This is a genomic window from Specibacter sp. RAF43 (assembly GCF_052114065.1).
Taxonomy (GTDB): domain Bacteria; phylum Actinomycetota; class Actinomycetes; order Actinomycetales; family Micrococcaceae; genus Specibacter.
Genome location: NZ_JBFREA010000038.1, coordinates 1 through 20,706, shown reverse-complemented (window position 1 = coordinate 20,706; position 20,706 = coordinate 1). Strand labels below are relative to the sequence as shown.

The 20,706-nt window shown below is 62.7% G+C and carries 20 protein-coding genes and 4 pseudogenes; 11 read left to right on the top strand and 13 right to left on the bottom strand.

From position 1 onward, the window contains the following. The coding region (locus AB4Y80_RS15845) for a beta strand repeat-containing protein (protein ID WP_442215303.1) at nucleotides 1–1,915 on the bottom strand (1,915 nt) is incomplete at its 3' end. 338 nt (nucleotides 1,916–2,253) lie between these two features. On the opposite strand from AB4Y80_RS15845, the gene AB4Y80_RS15840 reads away from it, so the two are divergent. The 3 genes from AB4Y80_RS15840 (at nucleotide 2,254) to AB4Y80_RS15830 (ending at nucleotide 3,854) form a co-directional block, all read left to right on the top strand. Continuing rightward, nucleotides 2,254–2,412: a transposase gene (locus AB4Y80_RS15840; RefSeq protein ID WP_442215302.1), complete on the top strand. Its 159-nt coding sequence runs from the start codon at nucleotides 2,254–2,256 to the stop codon at nucleotides 2,410–2,412. 426 nt (nucleotides 2,413–2,838) lie between these two features. After that, nucleotides 2,839–3,282, top strand: coding sequence for a GNAT family N-acetyltransferase (locus AB4Y80_RS15835; protein ID WP_442215301.1), 444 nt, complete (start codon nucleotides 2,839–2,841; stop codon nucleotides 3,280–3,282). 272 nt (nucleotides 3,283–3,554) lie between these two features. After that, nucleotides 3,555–3,854: a hypothetical protein gene (locus tag AB4Y80_RS15830; protein WP_442215300.1), complete on the top strand. Its 300-nt coding sequence runs from the start codon at nucleotides 3,555–3,557 to the stop codon at nucleotides 3,852–3,854. A 442-nt stretch (nucleotides 3,855–4,296) separates the two neighbouring features. Here AB4Y80_RS15830 and AB4Y80_RS15825 read toward each other — a convergent pair whose 3' ends face one another. Beyond that, complete coding sequence (locus AB4Y80_RS15825; RefSeq protein ID WP_442215299.1) at nucleotides 4,297–4,968, bottom strand: VOC family protein; 672 nt, start codon at nucleotides 4,966–4,968, stop codon at nucleotides 4,297–4,299. Between the two features lie 366 nt (nucleotides 4,969–5,334). Here AB4Y80_RS15825 and soxR point away from each other — a divergent pair, with 366 nt between their 5' ends. Next, nucleotides 5,335–5,820, top strand: a complete 486-nt coding sequence (gene soxR, locus AB4Y80_RS15820) for a redox-sensitive transcriptional activator SoxR (RefSeq protein WP_442215298.1) — start codon at nucleotides 5,335–5,337, stop codon at nucleotides 5,818–5,820. Nucleotides 5,821–6,443: 623 nt separating this feature from the next. Here the strand turns inward: soxR and AB4Y80_RS15815 are convergent. Beyond that, nucleotides 6,444–7,130 (bottom strand): hypothetical protein, encoded by a 687-nt coding sequence (locus tag AB4Y80_RS15815; RefSeq protein ID WP_442215297.1) that lies wholly within the window; start codon nucleotides 7,128–7,130, stop codon nucleotides 6,444–6,446. Between the two features lie 747 nt (nucleotides 7,131–7,877). On the opposite strand from AB4Y80_RS15815, the gene AB4Y80_RS15810 reads away from it, so the two are divergent. From AB4Y80_RS15810 to AB4Y80_RS15795, 4 genes are all read left to right on the top strand, one after another. Further along, nucleotides 7,878–8,114, top strand: coding sequence for a hypothetical protein (locus AB4Y80_RS15810; RefSeq protein WP_442215305.1), 237 nt, complete (start codon nucleotides 7,878–7,880; stop codon nucleotides 8,112–8,114). Between the two features lie 303 nt (nucleotides 8,115–8,417). Continuing rightward, the gene (locus AB4Y80_RS15805) at nucleotides 8,418–8,756 is read left to right on the top strand and encodes an ArsR/SmtB family transcription factor (RefSeq protein WP_442215296.1); all 339 of its coding nucleotides are present in this window, start codon (nucleotides 8,418–8,420) and stop codon (nucleotides 8,754–8,756) included. A gap of 1 nt (nucleotide 8,757) precedes the next feature. Next, nucleotides 8,758–9,405, top strand: a complete 648-nt coding sequence (locus AB4Y80_RS15800; protein ID WP_442215295.1) for a dihydrofolate reductase family protein — start codon at nucleotides 8,758–8,760, stop codon at nucleotides 9,403–9,405. Between the two features lie 92 nt (nucleotides 9,406–9,497). Then, complete coding sequence (locus AB4Y80_RS15795; protein WP_442215294.1) at nucleotides 9,498–9,875, top strand: SRPBCC domain-containing protein; 378 nt, start codon at nucleotides 9,498–9,500, stop codon at nucleotides 9,873–9,875. 251 nt (nucleotides 9,876–10,126) lie between these two features. Here AB4Y80_RS15795 and AB4Y80_RS15790 read toward each other — a convergent pair whose 3' ends face one another. The 7 genes and pseudogenes from AB4Y80_RS15790 to AB4Y80_RS15760 all read right to left on the bottom strand — a co-directional run bounded on the left by AB4Y80_RS15790 (nucleotide 10,127) and on the right by AB4Y80_RS15760 (nucleotide 15,135). Next, nucleotides 10,127–11,077, bottom strand: a complete 951-nt coding sequence (locus AB4Y80_RS15790; protein WP_442215293.1) for a permease prefix domain 1-containing protein — start codon at nucleotides 11,075–11,077, stop codon at nucleotides 10,127–10,129. Nucleotide 11,078: 1 nt separating this feature from the next. Further along, complete coding sequence (locus tag AB4Y80_RS15785) at nucleotides 11,079–11,426, bottom strand: PadR family transcriptional regulator (protein WP_442215304.1); 348 nt, start codon at nucleotides 11,424–11,426, stop codon at nucleotides 11,079–11,081. 105 nt (nucleotides 11,427–11,531) lie between these two features. Continuing rightward, nucleotides 11,532–11,738, bottom strand: a pseudogene (locus AB4Y80_RS15780) (thymidine kinase); the annotation flags it as partial. 64 nt (nucleotides 11,739–11,802) lie between these two features. Continuing rightward, nucleotides 11,803–12,117 (bottom strand): annotated as a pseudogene (locus AB4Y80_RS15775) (orotate phosphoribosyltransferase); the annotation flags it as partial. Nucleotides 12,118–12,222: 105 nt separating this feature from the next. Then, a complete protein-coding gene (locus AB4Y80_RS15770) occupies nucleotides 12,223–13,320 on the bottom strand; it encodes an ABC transporter substrate-binding protein (RefSeq protein WP_442215292.1) in 1,098 nt (365 codons plus the stop codon). Between the two features lie 67 nt (nucleotides 13,321–13,387). Continuing rightward, the gene (locus AB4Y80_RS15765; RefSeq protein WP_442215291.1) at nucleotides 13,388–14,263 is read right to left on the bottom strand and encodes an ABC transporter permease; all 876 of its coding nucleotides are present in this window, start codon (nucleotides 14,261–14,263) and stop codon (nucleotides 13,388–13,390) included. Next, nucleotides 14,260–15,135: an ABC transporter ATP-binding protein gene (locus AB4Y80_RS15760; protein ID WP_442215290.1), complete on the bottom strand. Its 876-nt coding sequence runs from the start codon at nucleotides 15,133–15,135 to the stop codon at nucleotides 14,260–14,262. Before AB4Y80_RS15760 ends, AB4Y80_RS15765 begins: the two co-directional genes overlap by 4 nt. Nucleotides 15,136–15,313: 178 nt before the next feature. Here AB4Y80_RS15760 and AB4Y80_RS15755 point away from each other — a divergent pair, with 178 nt between their 5' ends. Both AB4Y80_RS15755 and AB4Y80_RS15750 read left to right on the top strand, forming a co-directional pair. Next, on the top strand, nucleotides 15,314–16,951 hold the full coding sequence (locus AB4Y80_RS15755) for an ATP-binding protein (RefSeq protein WP_442215289.1): 1,638 nt from the start codon (nucleotides 15,314–15,316) through the stop codon (nucleotides 16,949–16,951). Next, the gene (locus tag AB4Y80_RS15750) at nucleotides 16,948–17,619 is read left to right on the top strand and encodes a response regulator (protein WP_442215288.1); all 672 of its coding nucleotides are present in this window, start codon (nucleotides 16,948–16,950) and stop codon (nucleotides 17,617–17,619) included. Before AB4Y80_RS15755 ends, AB4Y80_RS15750 begins: the two co-directional genes overlap by 4 nt. 1,210 nt (nucleotides 17,620–18,829) lie before the next feature. On the opposite strand, the gene AB4Y80_RS15745 is transcribed toward AB4Y80_RS15750, so the two are convergent. Beyond that, on the bottom strand, nucleotides 18,830–19,198 hold the full coding sequence (locus AB4Y80_RS15745) for a type II toxin-antitoxin system death-on-curing family toxin (protein WP_442215287.1): 369 nt from the start codon (nucleotides 19,196–19,198) through the stop codon (nucleotides 18,830–18,832). Then, the gene (locus AB4Y80_RS15740; protein WP_442215286.1) at nucleotides 19,195–19,401 is read right to left on the bottom strand and encodes a hypothetical protein; all 207 of its coding nucleotides are present in this window, start codon (nucleotides 19,399–19,401) and stop codon (nucleotides 19,195–19,197) included. Before AB4Y80_RS15740 ends, AB4Y80_RS15745 begins: the two co-directional genes overlap by 4 nt. Before the next feature lie 803 nt (nucleotides 19,402–20,204). Between AB4Y80_RS15740 and AB4Y80_RS15735 the strand changes: the two are divergent. Continuing rightward, a pseudogene (locus tag AB4Y80_RS15735) lies at nucleotides 20,205–20,443 on the top strand (hypothetical protein); the annotation flags it as partial. Nucleotides 20,444–20,504: 61 nt separating this feature from the next. Here AB4Y80_RS15735 and AB4Y80_RS15730 read toward each other — a convergent pair. Continuing rightward, nucleotides 20,505–20,706, bottom strand: a pseudogene (locus AB4Y80_RS15730) (hypothetical protein); the annotation flags it as partial.

Sequence of the window (20,706 nt, the reverse complement as noted above, 5' to 3'; positions counted from 1 at the left end):
CGAGCACCAGGTGGTGCAGGGCGCCGGCGGTGACGGTGAGGGTCGCGGTACCGGTGGCGGTGCCGTTCGTGCCGGTCACGGTGTAGCTGCCCGGGGTTGTTGTCGTGCAGACGGCRTCCTCGCAGGTGATGCCGGCGGGACCGGTGAACTCGGTGACGGCGGTGACATCGCCCAAAGAGTTGCCGAAGGAGTCGAAGCCCTCCGCTGTGAACGCCCGGGTGCCACCGGCCACGATCGTCCCTGTAGCGGGGGCGAGCACCAGGTGGTGCAGGGCGCCGGCGGTGACGGTGAGGGTCGCGTCGGCAGTGGTCGCGCCAGTCGCAACCCCGTTGGTGAAAACCGCCCGGTACACGGTGCCGCTCATCGCGTGCGTCACGTCCGTGAGAGTAAGCGTGGTCGATGTGGCACCAGAAATATCCGCCCATGCGGTGCCCGTGTTCGCCTGCCACTGCACTGTCGGGGTCGGGGTACCCGACGCTGCCGCGCTGAACGTTGCATCGGAGGAGATTGCGAGAGTCTGCGACTGCGGATGAGTGGTCACCGTTGGAGCGACGCCCAGCAACTCGTATGCGCCGGCGTCGCAGTTGGCCGTCCCTCCGAACCCTGGTCGTGCCATGCCCCGCGCGTCGGTGCCGGTGCATCCCGGTACCAGATGATGCGCGGAACTGCTGGAATCAATCGCCATCGTCTGCGGGCCAGTCGAGCCATTCGTCGCTAACGGCGCCAGCCCGATCGTGGTGCTGCCACTGATGCTGGTGCCACTCGGCACGTAAAAGGTGCAGCTATCGCTCACGTTGTAGCCACCATCGAGGGTCACCGAGTTGGCGGTGCACGTCGACGCGGACAGGATGGTCTTGGAGATGGTGATCGTGCCACCCTCCCAGCGGTAACCCCCGCCCTCCCTCGTCGCCGTATTGTCGGCCAGCGTGGAGTTGGTCACCGTGAGCGCACCGCTGGCGACATTGGAGATGCCGCCGCCGAAGGTCGCTGAGTTACCGTACAGCGTCGAATTGATCACCGTCGCAGGCCCTCTGTTGTAGATCGCACCGCCCTTGCCCGTGTTTGCACCCATCGCTGAGTTGCCCGACATCGTTGAGTCGGCCAAAATCAGTGTGCCGCCGTAATTCGAGATGCCGCCGCCGTAGTTCCGTTCGGTGGTGTTGTCCGAAACGGTGGAGCGGGTGATCGATAGCAGGCCACGGCTGTTGATGCCGCCCACGTAGTAGCTGGCGGTGTTGTTCGACACGGTGGAGTCAGCGATCGTGACAGTCCCACCGCCAAGACCGAAGATGCCGCCGGCGTTGCCAGTGCCGGTCGATGTATTGTTCGAGACCTCGGATTGGAGAATCTCCAGTGTGCCGGTGGCGTTGTAGATGCCGCCGCCGCCCTTTAACGAGCCGGACGCAGCTGTGGTATTGCCCGACACAGCTGAATCAGAAATCGTCAGTGTGCCGGTGCCGTTGTAGATGCCACCGCCGCCCCCGGAAGCGGCGGTATTACCGGTACCCGTTGCAGCATTGCTCGACACGGTGGAGTCGGAGATTCTCACTGTGCCGTTGCCATTGTAGATCCCGCCCCCACCCGTGAGCGTGGTGGATGCGGTTGCGGTATTGCCCGTCACCGCGGCATCGGAGATCGTCAGCACGCCCGTGGTGTTGTGAATCCCGCCACCGCTGGGCGCGTAACCGCCGGTGATCGACAGCCCCGCGATATTGACTACCCCGCTGTCAACAGTGATGACGCTCGCGTCTCCGAGGCCTGCGATCGCGGTGGTGGGCGCCGAATCGCCGATCAAGCTCAAACTGTGCCCGTCGGCGACCGCCTCGATGACCACATTCTCGTTGTATGTGCCGGCGGCGATGTGCACGATGACATCCGCCACGCCCTCCGCGATTGCATCCTGCGCGCGAGTCACACCGCCGCTGACGGTGCGGCATGGCACGTCGATCGCGCCACACAGAGACTGGTCACTTCCATTCGTGGCAACATGAAGAGTCGCCGGGACCTCACCCATCATTGCGGCCGATGCGGGAGCCGGGAACGGCGCCATGGCTGTTGCCGCCACGAGTACGACGGTGGCAAGGGCAGTGACTGCTCTACGCATGTGGCTCCCGCCATAGTGACAATGGAAGGAAGCTGGCACGACGCAGTTCCGCTCGCAGTATACATGGATGGCTGGCCTCAACACCTCGAATCCCCGGCGGAGCGGCCCTGACGCCCTCGAGTGGACACTCACAAGCGAGAGGGTTCCCTATGACAAGCTCACATCTTGAGTTCACTCCTGATTACAAAGACGAGGCCGTGAAGCTGGTTTTGACCACCGGCATAGCGGTCGCAACCGTCGCCCGCGAGCTCAGGATCAACGAGGCCACGCTGGGCCGGTGGATGAGCGCGTTCATGCCGATCGGCTGAAGGACCCAGTCGTGCATGATCTGCGTGAACGCTGACACCGAGCACATGGAAGTGGTCCAGCAAATCCGCAATGTTTAGAGAGTCGGCCACTTGATGGTCCGGCGACACGATCGGCGCGGTGCCGAAACCGCCCAATTTCCGCGACTAATCGGATCCATTCATTGGCCAACGAAAAGGCCGAAGTTGGCGACAACTCTGCGTTTGTGACCACAGTCTTGACAATGTCTTAGGGGTTGCCAAATACCACCGAGATGAAACCGGACCGGGCCGGGGACTGTTGGCATTCGCCATCGGTCCCGTCATCTCGAGCAAGTTTAGGACGCGCGCACTAACGCCGGACACGGCTGGACCAGAGTAAGGAACAACGGCGCTCCTTCCGTATATTGGCCTCTGGCCACAATCTGACGGTCAAGGCATGATCTTGCAATGAGCAATCTCGAAGTTAGGCGACTGGTCCGCGGTGACGAGGCGGTGGCCGTCGTCATGTTTGCGATGATGGCCGCGGTCTTTGGAGAAGGTAGCGAGCCTCTCTCCGACGAATACGTCAACAGGCTTCTCGGGCGTGATTCCTTCTGGGCCTTCGCAGCGTTCGACGGCGCGGACATCGTCGGCGGCCTCACTGCCCACACACTGCCAATGACGCGATCCCCGTCGTCGGAGGTGTTTATTTATGATCTTGCGGTCCGAGAGGATCGCCAGAGGCAAGGCGTGGCAACCCGCCTGGTGTTCGAATTGCGTACCGCCGCGGCACTGGTCGGCATCCACGAGATATTTGTCCCGGCCGACAATGAGGATGAAAACGCTCTCGAATTCTACCGAGCCCAGGGCGCCACCCCTTCGCCCGTCACCTTCTTCACCTTCACACGCTAAAGGCTGCTATCGGCGAGGCGCCAGGCCCGGCGTCGTCGTCGAGTCGTCTCCCTGCGTACCTAGCCGGGATGGCCTGTGGGCATGCAAGGCGCGAGGCCGCTTGAGTCAACGCTCAACCAGATAACTCGCCCGTAAACCGAACGATATGCCGGATGCATCCGCTTCCTCAGAAGCAAGTCGTTAGCGTGGACCGGTCCATGGCGCCTGCCTGGACCATCCTCGTTCTTCGTGGGCAGAGCTAGAATCTTGGCAATGGCATGAAGGGAAGCCTCATGGAATTATCCGCCCTGCAATTGCGCCAAGGCACGCGCTGGAACCGTCTGGCACTAGCTTCACTTGTCCTAGCCGCTCTGGCGACGACTATTTCCATCCTTACTGGGATATGGGCCCTCGCCGTGCTGGCCGTCGTAGCTGGGCACGTGTCTCTCGGCGAGATCTGGCTCAAGGAAGAGCGGGGCCGCTGGCTGGCCATCGTCGCCCTTTTGACCGGCTACGGACTCGCAGTTGCGGCGCTGATTTCCATGGTTTTTTTCACGGAGAAGGTGGAACTTTTTGCCCAACTGCTGGGCTGAAGCAAGCAAAAGGTGTGGCTTCCCTCCTGCCGCGACATATTCCAACAATGCCGTTCACCAACGGCAACACCCGGTCCAATACTCCAAGGTGCCGATGCACCGAATAACATCCTTGACGCAAGCTATAACTCGTGGCACACGCCGGGCTGATCGCCAACCTATATTGGGGCATTTGATATGAGCGGTCGATTCTCCTTGCTGGATCGCCATTTGTCGGCCTAATCCTGTTCACTACGTTCAGGACTGCAATGGCCATGGCGGCTGCTAATCTGACCGTGATAGGAACTTCCTTGCCCGGTCAATTCATCTAGGTGCGGAGCCCGAGACCCATGGTGGCGAGAGTTAGCGAAACCCGGGGCAGTCCCGACGATTTGCCGGTGTTTACAAGGAGCCTTCTAATAGGTCGTTATTCGATGTAGGAGGAGTCGGGCCACGGCCTTAGTTATCCGGTGACTATTGAGATCCTCGAGCTGAGATTCACCCGAGATTTCCTCGCTGGTGATTCGATCTGAACAGTGAGGGGCCCGCGGGCCGGTTGAGATGACTTGGTGGGGAACCAGGGCCGTTCGTGATGTACAACGATGAGGAGGCCATCATGGCTTCCCATTGATGCGAAGGTGCTGGAGAGATCGTAATAGTGGGGGATGGCCAACTCTTCGGCCAGCGTTGCGACGGTGGCCAGCACGTCTTCCACGCCAATGCCAACTTCACTGATCGACAACATTCGCGGGTTTTCGCCCTGGCCGGGGACCGTGGACGCATCAGCCTCCCGGGCGATGAACTCCAAGATGATGCCCTCGGGGCCCAAGAAATACAACGAACGAGATCTCCAATCATCCGAACCGAAGATGACTTCCGAGCCGTCTGCCTTCAGTATAGAGACGCGAGGGGCCAGCCATTCGTGGGCCAGTTCAAACTCCGACGGAAGGATTCCGAAGGCGAGGTGATGGGCACCGTCGAAACTGCCCCCGGTGGTCAGCGTTAGTCGGCTTGAGCCAATGGTGACCTCCGCACCGGCGGTACTCGCTTCGACCGGTAGCAGCAGAACGTCGCGGTAGAACTGCACCGCTTTCGCGAGGTCTCGTACGGTGATGGATACCTTGAGGATTTTCATGCTCGAAATGCCTTCTCTTAGAAATGGGTTCTGCAGGATGAATTTCGTCGTTCAGATGATTCTCGAGCCAAAACTTCCGGCCAAAAGGTACCGGGCTGATTCGTGCGGCCGTGGGATGCTCGCTGTTCGGCTTGCGTCTCTTCCCTCGCGGAGCTGTTTCCTCAGTAGCCTCAATCTTTGGCGTTGTTCACGGGCGAAGTTTGCAAGCTGCACTGAAGCTTGCTCCCGATCCCCTGCAGTGGTGGCTTCGCGTTCGTTATGGATCAATGTGGCAGTCATGATCTTCCTTGTGTTCGAGGGCGTATTCCCCATGGAACTAGGTAAAGCTAACTTGAGGTCAAGCTTGCGGCATGGAAATATGAGCGCATGACCACCGTCACATCCAGGAGCCTGCTGCCCATCGGTGAAATTGCGAGCAGGGCGGGTTTGTCGGTACCCGCCGTGAGGTATTACGAATCTCGAAACCTGATCACCTCTGAACGAACCGCAGGCAACAAGCGTGTCTTTCGCCGCTACACCCTGCGGCGGTTGGCCGTCATTGCTGCAGGACAACGAGTAGGCCTCACCCTGGCTGAGATAGCCGAAGCACTGGCCGAACTCCCCCCAGACAGGGCACCGACTCAGGACCAGTGGCATCAGCTCAGCACGCACTGGGCGCTTGTGGTGGCACGGAGAATCCGCCAGTTGGAAAAACTTCAAGGATCACTCGATGAATGCATCGGCTGCGGTTGCCTCTCCCTCAAGAAGTGTCACCTCTTCAATCCCCAAGACGAGGCGGCAGCTGAAGGCCCAGGTTCGCGTTGGATTCGAAAGAGCCTGGAAGAGGACGAGGAACCAGATACTTGGGGCTGAACGCCGTCTCCTGCTGTCACGGCATTGACGGGTCTCGCCAGGATAATGTGCTACTGAAGGTTCGGCTTTCGGCACAGTGTTTTAACATCCGCGCCGGCAATCCGAACCAAACAAGCGCGAATCAAGGCTGCGGTATCAGGAAGTGGGCGACGACTGTCAGGAGCAGGACTACCGGCACGGCGATGACGGTGCATCGGGACCAACCGCCCAACCACGGGTTTACTCTGGGCCGAAACAACAGCCCGATGATGAGGGCGGCGAGCAGCAAGGAAAGTATGCCTGCGCTAATCAGCGATGCACGAACAGGCAGCAGCTGCGGAGGGCACCCACCCGGATGACCGGCCGCACAGGCCCAACTTGGCAGGAACGGCTGCGCCATCCAAAGTACGAGCAAGCCCAAAAGCGCCACACAAGCTGCCACTACAGGTGAGCGCGTGGCACCGTTTGTTTTGATGGGCATGTCACCAGATTATCGATCAGGAACGCCCGTTGAGCGCCGACCGCGACGTAGTCGTCAAGAGAAGTACGTTCCGGGGGTCAATCGTTGCATGTGTCGTGCGCAGAGGCGTGCCTAGGGAACAGTTCCGCTGAACGTTGGGTTTACGGACGCTGGGGTGTGGTCGTTAGGTCCGGGTCGTGAACTGAACCTGGATGCGCTTGAGCTCAGTGCGTGGAAGCACGGCGGTTACGACGCCGCCCGCTGCCAGTTGGGCTCCGATGCCGTACACGAACGGGTCCGCATCAACCTCCGCACCCGGCACGTCGACTCCGTTGATGACAGTCCTGGCCTGGCCGTTGACCATCCGACCGGTTACTACGGGTGCATGCTGGTCCCACGGATTACCGCCCGGCCAAAGCTCCTGTCGGTACAAGTTCATGAGGATGTGGCTAACATGGTCAGCCAGTATGCTTCGGACCGAAGAACGTTCGGATGGAACGCGGTGCCAGGTGGTTCGCACGGCCTCCCATAGCTGCGGGTAGCGCAGTCGCTCCACCTGCTCGATCAGCCAGGGAGGCCTCGGCCATGGCGGAACTTCCTCGATCGTCCTGCGTGTCTTCTCGTCGATGTCTGCGAGGTTTATCGGGTCTGAACGGTCATCCGGATTTCGCCAGAGCGTATAGGTGATGCTCGCCGTCATTTCGCGATACCCACGATCATCTAGGCCGAAGCTCACACCGACGCTGCCCGAATCCTCCAACGCCCGTTGGGGCATGAGCCCCATCACTGGAATGGGCATGAGTTTCAGACTTTCGGCCCATTCGGCACGAGGATCGGGGGCGTCTTCCGGGAGAATTCCAGCCACTCTCATACCTCGACTATGAACCAAACAGAGGAGCCTGTAAACGGGATCGAGTTTCAGGCCCCAGCTATCCCGGAGAGCCCGACGGCAGATCGTCAAGATTAAGACACTCAAGCGCTGACGCCTTGTCGGGCTCCACTATCCGGGGTTCGCCCCGCCACCTTGAACATCCGAAAAAGAAATCAATCCGCAAAGCGAACCATGCCAGGCCCAGCCCGGTGCCGACGGCGATCAGAACCACGCTCCCGACGAACGTAGGAAGGCCGCCTCAACACCCACTGCGTCCAGAGCACCGGAGGCCTCACTCCTACCAAAACCAAAATTCCGCCAGATCAGGCTCCCCCACTCACGTCGTGAAGGCGCCGGAACACCATGAACAGCTGTAAGGAAGGTTCGATCCAAGCCACGGAGGAGCGGCCCCTGAACCACCGCTAAACCAGCCCTGGACAACCGGCCCGCTGCATAAGAAGAGCCACCATGAGAACAGATTCCGTGGTTTTGTACACACCTTGAAGGGCAAACAGCCTCTGACCTGCGGTAATACGGTGCCCGAGGTGGGACTCGAACCGGATATTCGTCCGAGCCAACACTAGGAAGCAGGAACGTCCCCCGGGTTTCGGCCCAGTACGGACTAGTCGAGAACAGTACAAGAGAAGAAATGTTCCCGACGGAACAACCTTGTAGATCGCAAACTGGAGAGGTGCTTGGGAAAGGTAATCCGGAGTTCCCTGCTCCCCCGGCCCGTCCGGAGCCCACATCGGAGCGAGCGCCGTCGTCGCTGCTAACGGCAGCAACGTGATCGTGGTGGCCAATGCGGGCCGCACCGTTGTCTCCTGTGGGGGCGGGTTGCTCAGCCTGGGCGCCTCCCTGAGCAGCGTGCGGGGCGTCATGGCCGACGGCGCCGGCCGGGACGTGCACGAAGCACGAGACTTCGGCTTTCCCGTGTTCGCCAAGGGACGGATTCCGCTACGACCCGTGGCATGTTTTTCGTGACCTGGTAGGCGCACATGCCCATCCAAGTATAGGAACGCTGCCAGCCTTCCCCATCGCTCTCCCTGCCGAGGCCGATGTTGCGCAGTTAGTGCGATGCCAACGCCCCATCAATCCATATCAGGGAACGGAGGCACGAAACGTCGCAGCTGAGGGGTCATTGAGCGCCCTCCACGCGACGAAAGTCCAACAATTGCGTGACCCAGTGACCTGTTGGGTATCGGTTCCGGGCACTCTTCAAAGGTTAGACACGTGCCTTGCGTGGGCTGATTGACGAAACCGTGCCCTTCATTAATCATTAGGTATGTGCCTAAGTATTACGACGAGGTCGACGTCGTGCTCCGTGCTCTCGCAGATCCGACGCGCCGGGCCGTCGTGCAGCGGTTGGCGAAGTCTCCCGCCGTTGTGTCCGAACTCGCGGCACCATTTTCGATGGCGTTGCCGTCGCTCATGCAGCACCTGCGTGTGCTGGAGAACGCGGGACTGGTCATGTCGCAGAAGAATGGACGCGTTCGCACCGTGAGCTTGAAACCGGGCGCCCTTGACGTGCTGCACCTGTGGCTCGGCGAGCAATGCCCCCCCCCAGAACGCCAAGCCGACCGGCTCGGCATCCACCTGACCCGCACCACACCGAAGGAAGCCTGATATGACACGCGTTCGCATCGACCTGTTCCTCTCGCTGGATGGCTATGCCGCGACGGCCGAGCCGACTCCCGAAAGTCCGATGGGCGAGGATTGGGAGCGCCTCACTGCCRCCTATGCCGCAACCCGCACGTTCCGCGAAATGGTCTTCGGTGACACCAGCGGAACGGGCACGACCGGCCTCGACGAGAGTTACGCCGCCGCCTTCTTCGAGGGCGTCGGTGCCGAGATCATGGGCGCGGCGATGTTCGGCCTGCACTCCTTCCCCGACGATGTGAACTGGAAGGGATGGTGGGGCGACCGGCCGCCGTTCCACACCCCGGTCTACGTGCTCACCCACAAGGCACCGCGTCCGTCGATCCCGATGGAGGGCGGAACGACCTTCCATTTCCGCAACACCGCCATCGAGGAAGTGCTCGCCGAGGCGACCGAGGCTGCCGGCGGGATGGATGTGCGTGTCGGCGGGGGGATCCGCACCGCGCGCGAGTTCCTGCTTGCCGGGCTGGTCGACCATTTGCACCTCATGATCGCCCCGATCATCCTCGGCCGGGGGACCCGGCTGTGGGATGACCTGCGCGGGCTGGAGCTCACTCACGCGGTGACGACGGAAGTGGCCGAGAGCGGCACCATCCACGTCAACTTCGCGCGATAGGACGAATTCATGACGATCGAACGCCAACTCGCTCGCGCGGGGTTTACCCGGACCCGGGACTACCCCGTTGCCCTCGAGCGCGTCTGGGACGCGTGTGCCAAGGAGGACCAGAAGCTAGAGTGGTTCGGAGCTGGCGACGCCTTCGAGACGGGCGAGTGGGCGTTCGACTTCCGGTCAGTGGACATGACGTCGCCGAGGGGAGGTTTCATGACGGTCCGGTGTCGCGGTTCGAGGCCACGTACACCGACATCGTCGAGCACGTCCGCATCGTCAACACCTACGACATGTGGCTCGACGAAGTCCACATGTCGACGTCGGTGGCGTCTTTCGAGTTCGAGCCGATCGACGAGGGCACCCGGTTCACGCACGTCGAGCACGGAGTCTTCTTCGACCAGTTCTGGGCCGACGGGCCGAACCGCGAGGTGGGCTTCCCTGGCATCCTCGAGACTCTGGGCAACTACATTGTGTGACACGCCCACCTGCCGCACGTAACCCCGGCACCGTTTCGCTTGCGGACAGGGGCTGCCATCCGAAAAACGGTGGCATGGCGTATTCCTTGGATACGTGGCATCGGCGAATCCGCAGCAGCGGCCACAGTCTGCGCGAGAAGGAGTGGAGCTGCGGGAGGCCGACTACGACACCTTCCCCACGACTACTCGGTGGAGTCGGTGTTCGGTGAGGATGACGCGTCGGCGTTCACGCAGGAGACCCCGATGATCGTTCAGCGCGCATCGCGCCGCTTCTTGAGCCAGCCATCGACGATGTCCCAGGCCGACATTCCGACGACCCCGAAGACGAGGAGGACGACCAAGATGCGCAGCACGTCCTGCTCGACGCCGTTCTGGAGGAACGCGACATCGAGGAACGCGGGGTTCACCAGCTGCCCGCGGCCCAGAAGTGTTAGCGTCCAACTAGCGAACAGTACGGCCAGCGCAGTGTTGACCACGGCGAGTGCAGTGCTCCAGCGTTCTCGCAGATACAAGACGACGGCGAACACGATTTCCAGCCCGAGGAGGGCGAGCAGCCCCGCGATCGCCCACGGCCACAAGTCGGGGTTCAGCATCGGCAGCGCCTCGCCGTCCGAGCGCACGAAGCCGCGGAACTGGTCCCACAGGATCGCGCCGGCGGTCAGCCCAAGGAACGCGAGCGACACGATCAGGTCGGTTCGGCCGGTGCCTGTCCGCTGCGGTTCCGCGAGCAGGTCGAGGTTCCAGTGGGTCCCGGTGTCCGCGCCAGTCCGGTCGAGGATGACGAACACGAGCGTCACCCAGAAGCAGAGGTGAAAAACGACCGATAGCCCGGCGGCGATCGACTGGCCAATGATCTCGCCGATCGGGGCATCCGCCAACGCTTGCCCGAGCGCGACGGCACCGACCACACACACCGGCACGATGATTAGCAGCAGCTTCAGCAGTCGCCACCAGGTGAGGTAGTACCGCGGGCCGATTAGGTGTAGCGGGCGGTCGGCGTAGCCGGCCGCGAGCACCGCGGGGTCGCCGAGCTCGATGAGCACGATGCGCTCGGCCTCTTCCCGTTGCTCGCCCTGCTCGATGCGCGCCTCGACGGCATCGGCGATGGAAGCCTCCAGCTCGGCCCGCACGTCGTCTTGGGCGGTGGGCGGCAGGCTCTTGACGGTGGCGGCAATGTACCGTTCGGTCAGCGCGGTGGTCAAGTCAGTGCTCCTCGTCTGTGTACGTGTCGTCTGCAAGGGAGGCGATCGCGTCGGTGAGCGCGAGCCATTCTCGGTGGAGGGTGTCGGCCAGCCGGATGCCGTCTGCCGAGGTACGGTAGAACTTGCGCGGACGCGCCTCCTCGGTGTTCCACTCGCTCGTGAGGTACCCCTGCTTCTCCAGGCGCCGTAACAGCGGGTAAAGCGTGTTGGCGTCGGTATCGAAGCCGCGCCCCTCCAGATCCTTGAGCAGGCCGTATCCGTAGCCCACCGTCTGCAGCAAGCGCAGGCATGCAAGCACCACGGTGCCGCGGCGGAGCTCCTGCAAGTGCGTGTCGAACTCGTCCCTCATGCCCAACACATTACTGTGTCTCACACAGCATACACAAATACACGACCGTTGGAAGGGAAACATAGGCGATCGGCAGAAGTGTCATCGGCGCTTCTACCCACCGGCGCGGGCGTCGTCGCCGGGCTGGATCAGGAAGTCCACGCTGCGTGTCATGCCGAACCGCGAGACGATCTCCCCGGCCCCCTTCGTGTCGATGCCCGGATTCGCCAGCAGCACCCGCCGCCCGCGTTCCTCGTAGTTGAAGGCCACCTGCAGCAGGCCGGTCGACTTGCCGGAATTCATGGCGCCATGGCGGAAGTAAAGCTTCGACACAACAGTCCTTTCAAGTGTTCGCGGCCGCCGGGGCCGCCGGCGCCCGGCAGGGAGGGGCCCGACGTCAGTCGAAGCCGAGCTCGTCCTTGCCGAAGGCGAACAGGTACGGAACCCCGGCCTCGGACTCAATCAGTTCCTTTGCGCCCGTGTCCCGGTCCACGATCACGGCGGCCGCCTTGATGTTGCCGCCGGCCCTGCGCACGCCCTCCACGGCGGTCGGCGTGGCCCCTCTGGTGGTGGACGTGTCCTCCAGGACGACGACGTCGCGCCCGTCCACGCCGAGGCCCTCCACCTGGCGGCCCATGGCGTAGGACTTTTGCGCCTTGCGAACCACGAACGCGTCGAGGGCGCCGCCGGCGTCGACGGCGGCGTGCAGGAGGCGTCCCGCCGCCGTCCTTGCGCACGGCGCCGTTCTGCGCACCACCCGGTGGGAGTGGCACGCAGAACGGAACACGGTGATTTGCTTTTTTACCCTCCGGCGCAGCTACCCGTCGGCACCGGCAGGGGTCGTGGTGGTAGTGAAGCCCTCCAGCTTGTTCGCCGCCAGCGCGTACTTGTTGGTGAACGTGCCCTCAATGCTGACCTTGGAAGTGTCCACGCCGTTGCCCTTCTCCATGGCGAAGATGACCTTCGGGCCGCCGGCGGGCATGATCCCGTCGGGCAGGAACTGCCCCTTGTCCGTGGTCAGGCCGGCAATGTACTGGTCCTTGCTGATGGTGCTGTTCTGGACGTACGACGACGGCAGCTTGTCGGCGATGTCCGCCGCGGTGTGCGTGTTGATCCAATGCAACGTCGCGACCAGGGCGTCCACCACCTTTTGGGCGGCGTCCTCGTGGTCCTTCACCCAGCTGGCGTTGGCCAGGACCCCGGCAGCGGGCCAGTCGCCGCCGAGCGCCTTAGTGGCACCGGCCGAGGTGGCCAGGTCGACCGCGGTGTAGGCGAGCTTCTTGCTCTCGAGGGCGCCGACCGTGGGCTGGGTTGTCATGACGCAGTCAGCGGACTTGCGCTGGATGGCGGCGATGGCCGTGGAACCGGCGCCGACGGCGAGCGTGTGGTAATCCTTCTTGGTGACGCCGGCCTTGGAGGCGACGAACTGGGTCAGCTCGTCGGTGCCGGACCCCAGGTCGGTGACGCCCATGGTCTTGCCCTTGATGTCCGCCGGCGAGTGGACACCGCTGTCCGTGCCGCACATGATGCGTTCGCCGGGGGCGCCGGACAGCTGGACAAGGTTGATGACATCCTTGCCCTTGGACTGGAAGTCAACCGTGTGGACGTACCAGGCGCCGGCCATGTCGACCTGCCCGGAGGCCATGGCGTCCTCGGCGCCGACGCCGCCGTTCTGCTCCGTGGAAAGCTCCACGTTCACGCCGTACTTCTTGTAGTAGCCCAGCTGCTGGGCGAGTTCGTACGGCAGGTAAATCTGCTTGTCGATGCCGCCCACCATCATTTTGACTGTGGGGACGGAGGCGGCACCGCCGCTGGCCCCGGTGCTGGTGCTGCTTGCGGCACCGGGGCCGCAGGCAGCGAGGCTGAGCGCCATGGTTCCGGCGGCCGCCGCAGCGTAGATCTTGTGCTTGATCATGATTTTTCCTTATTGTTTATCCCGAAAGTCCGGGCGCTTGCCTGATTCAGTGAATGGAACGCGGTGCTCAGATCGCCTGGGCCTCGGATCGGCTCGGCGGCCGCCACTTCAACAGCGAACTCTCCAGCAGGCTGATGAGGTATTCCGCGCCGAGCGTGACCACGGCGATGATCACCATGCAGGCGAAGACCGTATTGGGGTCGAAGGTCCCCTGTGCCTGGCTGATGATCAGCCCGACCCCGTGCTGGGCGCCGAGCACCTCCGCGACGAGTGCGCCGATGATCGCGAACCCGAATGCGGTGTGCAGGCTGGCAATGATCCAGGTCATCGCGGACGGGATGGTCACGTTGATCGCGACCTGAAACGGCGAGGCACCCAAAACGCGCACGTTCGAGATCAGGTTTTGGTCCACCTCGCGAACGCCCTGGAAGGCGTTGAAGAACACCACGAAGAAGACCAGCACCGCGGCCAGCAGCACCTTCGGGCCCATGCCGAGCCCAAAGGCAACGATGAAGATCGAGCCGAGCACGATGCGCGGAATTGAATTGACGATCCGTATGTAGGGGCCGACGACTTCAGAGAGGTACCGGTTGGAGCCCAGGAGGATGCCGAGAATGACGCCGGCGAGCGTCCCCACCAGGAAGCCCAATATCGCCTCCTGCACCGTGATCCATAGGTTCTCCCAAATGGAGCCGAACGCGGTGCCGTCCGTGAAGAGCTTGACCAGGCTGTTCCAGACTTCCGTCGGCTGGCCGAAGAAGAACTTGTCCACCCAGCCGACAGCCGTAAACCACTGCCAGCCCCCGATCACGAAGACCGCCAAGGCGATGCGGCCGATCCAGATCGCCGACGTGCGTCGTCGGGCCCTCCGCCGGCCCTCGGCCTGGATGTCCGTCGGCTGTTCCACCGCGTAGGTTCCCCTGTGCTTGATCGCTGCTGTCATGCTGACACACCTGCCGTCTGCTCGTAGGCCCGGGTGACCTCGTCCTTCAGGGACGACCAGATCTGCCCCTGCAGCTCCAGGAAGCGCTCCTCGTGCCGGATTTGCTGGACATCGCCGCGCGGCCTGGGCAGGTCGATGTCAAAGACATTCTTGATGGAGCCGGGGCTGCTGGTCATGATGACCACCTTGTCGGCGAGCGCCACGGCCTCGTCGAGGTCGTGGGTGATGAACAGCACCGAGGGGCGCAGGCCCTCCCAGAGCTGCAGGAGCTCGTTTTGCATGATGGCCTTCGTCTGCACGTCGAGGGCTCCGAAGGGCTCATCCATCAACAGGATCCGYGGATTGTTGATCAGCGCGGCCGCCATGGCGACGCGCTTGCGCATGCCGCCCGAGAGCTGGTGCGGGTAGCGGTCCTCGAAGCCGGCCAGGCCAACGCGGCGCAGCCAGTCCATGGCGAGCTCGGTTGCTTCCCGCTTGGGCGTGCCGAGGAGTACCGGGCCAATCAACACGTTGTTGAGCACCGTCTTCCAGGGGAAGAGCGCGTCGGCCTGGAACATGTAGCTGACGCCGCGGGTGATGCCGTCGACGACACGGCCGCCGACGCTTACGGAACCGGCGCTCGGGTGTTCCAGGCCGGAGACCTGGGCCAGCGTGGTGGACTTGCCGCAGCCGGTCGGCCCCACGATCGCACAAAATTCGCCCGGTTCGACGGTGAGCGTCACGTCGCTGATGGCCGTGAACGTCTCCCCTTTCGGGGTGAGGTAGCGCTTGGTCAGGCCGTGGATTTCGATGCGTCCGGCGTCGCCGCCTCCGCCGCCGCCCAGATCCGTGGGCGGGCCGCCCCTTCTGTGTAAGTCTGACACCGTTGTCACTGTTTCCCTTCCTGGCTTTTGTTCGTATAGGTGAGTCGGATCACATAAGCTATGTAGAGCCTAGAAAGTGACGGTTCGTGCCAAAAGACTTCAGTAAGTTGTGCAACTTAGCCGCGAAAGTGCACGTTTTGTGCGTTTTCTGCAACGGGTTCCCCGCCCCGCCCGAAGGCCGGCGCCGGTGAGCAGAACCTTCGTGTCGAAGGCACGCCGGACCCAGCACCGTTCCATGACGCTGACCACCCAGATACTGCTCGGCGTGCTCGCCCTCCTGGTGCTCGCGGTCGTGCTGGGCGGGTTCCTGTTCACCCTTGTCAGCAACAAGACCCTTGACCGCCAGTACCAGCTGCGCGCCCTGGGCATCGCCACCACCACTGCCGCGATGCCGCAGATCCGCACCGCCTTGGCGGCTGGGGATCCGCAGCACGTGATCGACGGCCTGGCCGCGGGCATTACGGCCGCAGCAAATCCCGCCTACGTGGTGGTCACCGACCGCAACGGCGTCCGCTTTTCCCATCCGAACCCCGCGTTGATCGGTCGGAAGCTGGAGGAACCCGTTGCCGTCCTGGACGGGAAAACGCACCTGGGGTTTGATCCGGGCAGCCTGGGCCTTTCCGCCAACGCTAAAGCGCCGATCCTTGGCGCGGACGGCTCCGTGATCGGCCAGGTGTCCGTGGGCATTCTGGACACCAAGGACCAGGACGAGCAGGCCCAAAACATTTGGCTGATCACCGGGTTTTCGGCTCTGGTGCTGTTGCTGAGCGTGGGCGGGTCCCTGCTGTTGTCCCGCCGGATCAAGCGGGTGACCTTCAACCTGGAACCGTCCGAGATCGCTTTTCTGTTGCAGGAGCGCGAGGCCCTGCTGCACGGCATCCGGGAGGCCGTCGTCGGCCTTGACAATGACGGGCGCGTGACGGTGATCAACGAGGAGGCGCGGCGGCTGCTCCAGGTGGAGGGGACGGCGCTGGGGACGCCCGTGGCCGCGCTGGTCCCGGACGGCCGGCTGCGGGACCTGCTCACCGGCACCCTGGACGGCGCCGACCAGGTGGCCCTGACGGAGGATGCCCTGCTGGTGGTCAACCGCATGCCGGTGGCCATCGGCGGGCGCAGCATCGGCTCCGTGGTGACGCTGCGGGACCGCACCGAGATTGAGGGGCTGCTGCGGGACCTGCACTCTGTCCAGGGCCTGATGGAGGCCATGCGGGCGCTGGAGCATGAGTACGCCAACCGCCTGTACGTCGTCGACGGGCTGCTGGAACTGGGCGATGTGGACCAGGCCAGAACGTATGTCTCCCAAATATCCGCCTCGTCCCGGTCGCTGGGCGAGGGGCTGCGCTCACGCATAGCGCCGCCGGAACTGGCCGCCCTGCTGCTGGCAAAGATCACGGTGGCCGCCGAACAGGACGTGCAGATCGAGGTGACGGCAGACTCCCGGCTGGCGCACCCGGCGGTCGACCAGGCGGAACTGCTCACCATCGTGGGCAACCTGCTGGACAACGCCGTCGACGCGCTGGCCAACTCGCCGCGACCGCGCACGGTCAGCGTCCAGCTGGACGACGCGGACGGCGTCTTCATCGCCGTCCGCGACAGCGGCCCCGGGGTGCCGGCGGAGAAGATCGACGCCGTGACGGTTGACGGGTATTCCACGAAGGATCCGCGCCCGGGCATGCGCCGCGGCATCGGGCTGGCCCTGGTGGCGCGGATCGTCCGCCGGGCCGGGGGAACGCTCGACGTTTTCCCCGGCCCGGGAGGTAACTTTGAGGTGTGGCTGCCGGCCAAGGCGGACGCCGAGGGGCCGGACGGGAGGGGCGAACATTGATCAAGACGCTGGTGGTCGACGACGACTTCCGGGTTGCCGGCATCCATGCGGCGCGCGTGGCCAGGGTTGACGGCTTCGAATGCGTGGGCGAGGCCTACACGGCGGCCTCTGCGCGGGAGGCCATTGCCCGGCTGAAGCCGGATCTGCTACTGCTGGACGTTCACCTGCCCGACGAGGACGGGCTGTCCCTGCTGCGCTCCCTGCAGGCGGCCGGAAGCCAGGTTGACTGCATCGTGATCACGGCCGCCCGGGACGTGGCCACCGTCCGGTCGGCCATGAGCAGCGGCGCCGTCTACTACCTGGTCAAGCCGTTCAGCTTTGACCAGCTGCGCATCCAGCTGGAGGCGTACCAGCGCTGGCGCCGCGAGCTCGAGGCCGCATCCACCGCCAACCAGGCGACCGTGGACAGCCTCTACAACGCCCGGCACGCGCCCGGGGCCCGCCCCGCGGCTCCTCCCCCGCGCCTGCAGCCCACCATGCAGAAGGTGCTCGACGCCGTCCGCGCCGTGGGCGGTCCCATCAGTGCCGCCGAAATCGCCGAGCAGCTGGGCGTCAGCCGGCCCACGGCCCAGCGCTACCTGGGCGCCCTGGAACGCAAGGGGCTAGTCCATCTTGACCTCAACTACGGGACCACGGGCCGCCCGGTGAACTCCTACACCATCGCCTAGTCCTACAGTCGCGTTTGTGGGGTGTGGCCGCGTGTTTTGTATTGGCATTGTTGGGCGCGGTATTGGTGTTGTCGTCGCCAGAGTGAGCAGCGGATGGTGTGGTGGCGGTCTGGTTGCCGGTGCCAGGCGATCCGGGTGATGAGGTGCCTGATTTCGGGCAGGGAGAGTCTTGCCAGTTGCTCGGAGCCTGAATGTGGCCCCCTTTTTTGAGCGGATGACGCTGAGGAAGGCGTGGGCGAACATGGACAGGGTGATGTGCCGGTACCAGCCGGAGTATTGGTGCACCTGATGCGAGAAGAACGACTCCGCCACGGCGTTCTCCCAGCAAACAGCGACCTCCCCCATTGAATCGGTGACGGTGTTCGCTGTGCCCGGACCTGGAACGCGGCGGAGCTGTGCGGGCCGAATTCAAGTGGTCGTCGCGACACTACCGATCGCCCGCGAAACCCGCAGATCAACAGACGCTGGAACCTACGCCTCCTGCTGTCGCAACGCCTGGCGAGGCACCAACGTGCTCCTGAAGGGCGTCTCGACCGTCACCGGATTCGGCTCGCTGGTAACGATCCCGTCCTGCGCCAAGGCTAGGGACTGCCCTTTTGCGTCAAGTAAACGGTTGAGGACGATGGCCTACGCCTCCGAGGCAGACGGGACACTCCTCTCTGTCGCCACCGCCGGGTCACGCCACATTACTATGAACGAAGGTGAATCGTCCTTCAACCGTTTCCCAATGCTGGCCATGCCACCGACTCTCTGCCCAACGTCCACACCGGAAAATGCGCTGTCCACAGCCAAAGAGTACCTGCCGAAACCAGCCACCAGCTCACGTTGCACGGGCCACGGAACACTAAGAACAGGTATAAGGAAACTTCAACCCAATCCCCATCGGAGGAGCGGCAACTGCACAACGGCTAAATCGGCACTGGATACTCGTCTAATTCGCTGCATATGTAGTGTTCCCGGTGGGAACAGCAGGTTAAGCGCCTAAACGGCTCTGACCTGCGGTAATACGGTGACCGAGGTGGGACTCGAATCGGATTTTCGTCCGTGCCAACACTGGAAGCAGGAACGTCCCCCGGATTTCCGGGCCAGTACCAACCCATACGAAGCAGTCCCATAGAAACAGTGTTCCCGGCGGGAACAGCGCTAACGACGCGTTTACCGGTTCGGTTCGCCCGTACCTTTTACAGGCTGAACGCACAACCTCGTCCGGTTACCGTGGGACGGTATGGGATGCAATGATGGCCGCTGATTCTTCCAGTCCAGTTTTTCCGGCAGCCACTCCCAGAACAAGGTCGAACGCCTCATCCGTGGAAAAATTGTGTTTATGGCCGTTGATCCACAGAAAAGACACCATCAATGTCCATGCGGTGCGCTTGTTTCCGTCCAAGAGTGGGTGAAACCTGGCCACCGAATCCAGCAATGCCGCCGCCTTCCTGGACAGTTCAGGATAAGCATCCGTTCCCAGCACAGTGGTCCCCGGACGGGCAAGGGCAGAGGCCAGCAGGCCGACGTCTCTGATATGAAAGCCGTAACCGTCGACTACTTGGAGTGCATCCTCAATATCGAGATACAGCGTCATGCATCCGCAAGCCGGGACAACAGCTCCGCATCATGGCTCTTGACGAAGTCAATACTCGCGGCGATCTCCCGACGCCGACGGTGACGTTGCAGCACCATCTCGGCACCCTGAAGCAGCAGCGCAGACTTCGAGGTGTGCTCCTCAAGAGCAAGCTTCTCCAGCTCTCGGTCCAACTCTTCGGGCACCCGCAGATTCATGGCCATACTCTACGGTACCAATCCGGTACTAGCCTTGTCCAACCATCCAGATTATCCGACCTTATTCGGATGGTCCTGCCCGCCACAGGAGGCCCGCAGACGTCGACGTCTTCAAAATCCACCAGCTCGCCACGCGCCGAACTTTGGCGGGAGGCCAACATGCCCACCTTCGTCAAAACAGCCGCGGCATCATTTCCGGGACGGTTAAATGAACCACAGCTAAATCAGCCCCTTGACAACCAGCCGGCTGCACAAAATGACAAAGCACTGCAACAGACATCGTGGGTTTGTCAACAGATCAAGGCTCAATATGCCTCTGACCTGCGGTAATACGGTGCCCAAGGTGGGACTCGAACCAGCCGACACGCCCCGCAAACGCAGGGAAGCCCAAAACAGCTACCGAATCCTAGCCAGACCGAACGAGAACGATGCAGTCCAACGCCTTAGGGTGTGTACGTTGTACACACCCTCCTTTTTCGCCCTCCGACCCTTGGTGCCCAGCGGAGGGCTGGGTCAGAATGACACGGTCCGCGCAGTCTCAACCGAGCGGTCAATTCCAGTGCAATCGAAGGCATCCAACAGATTGCCGAGGCTGCGCATACCCGACGATGGCACCACTCCCCCGCTCCAACAACCGGTGCCCTGTGCGAGGCATTGCTAATCCAACCGATGATTCGACTTTCATAGTCAGGGGCCGATCTTGCGTCGTCACGATTCTGTTTCCCTCTGTCATTACTGCCCGATGTAAGACAAAACGGAGCTGAAGTTTCTCACGAACGATCGTTACAGGACGCCGCGCGGGCCTATCGATGGATGTTCGACTTTTTCTCATCCCCTATGGGGCGGAGTTCCGCCAAGATGTTATTGATGTGGCCCGCAAGGGCGAGGGGCCGATGGCGTAGATTGCAACTGATTTTGGGTCTTTCGGTCACGACGCTGAAGCGCTGAATCACCATCGCCGAATATAAAGATTCCGGAGCCGGCCCGGCAGCGGCAGAGTCTGCTGAAAATGCGCGAACTGAAGAAGCGCAACCGCTTGTTGGAGGAGGTAAAAGACGGATACGCCGACAATGGCTGCGGCGGAGCGGGAGCGGGTGCGAAACCCGCGACTACCGGCACTTCGCTCCATAGAGCGCCAGAACGGATTTGAGGTCGCTGTCGCCGGCCAAAACTTCCTGCTCTGCGACCACAGATACCAGCTCGTTGGAGAGACCAAGGTCGCGCCGCGTAAGCCAGTACGCCCAACACTTTCCGGTTCCGTACTTTGAGAGGAACTGGACGCCGTTGGCATAGTTGCCGTCGTCCAGGACC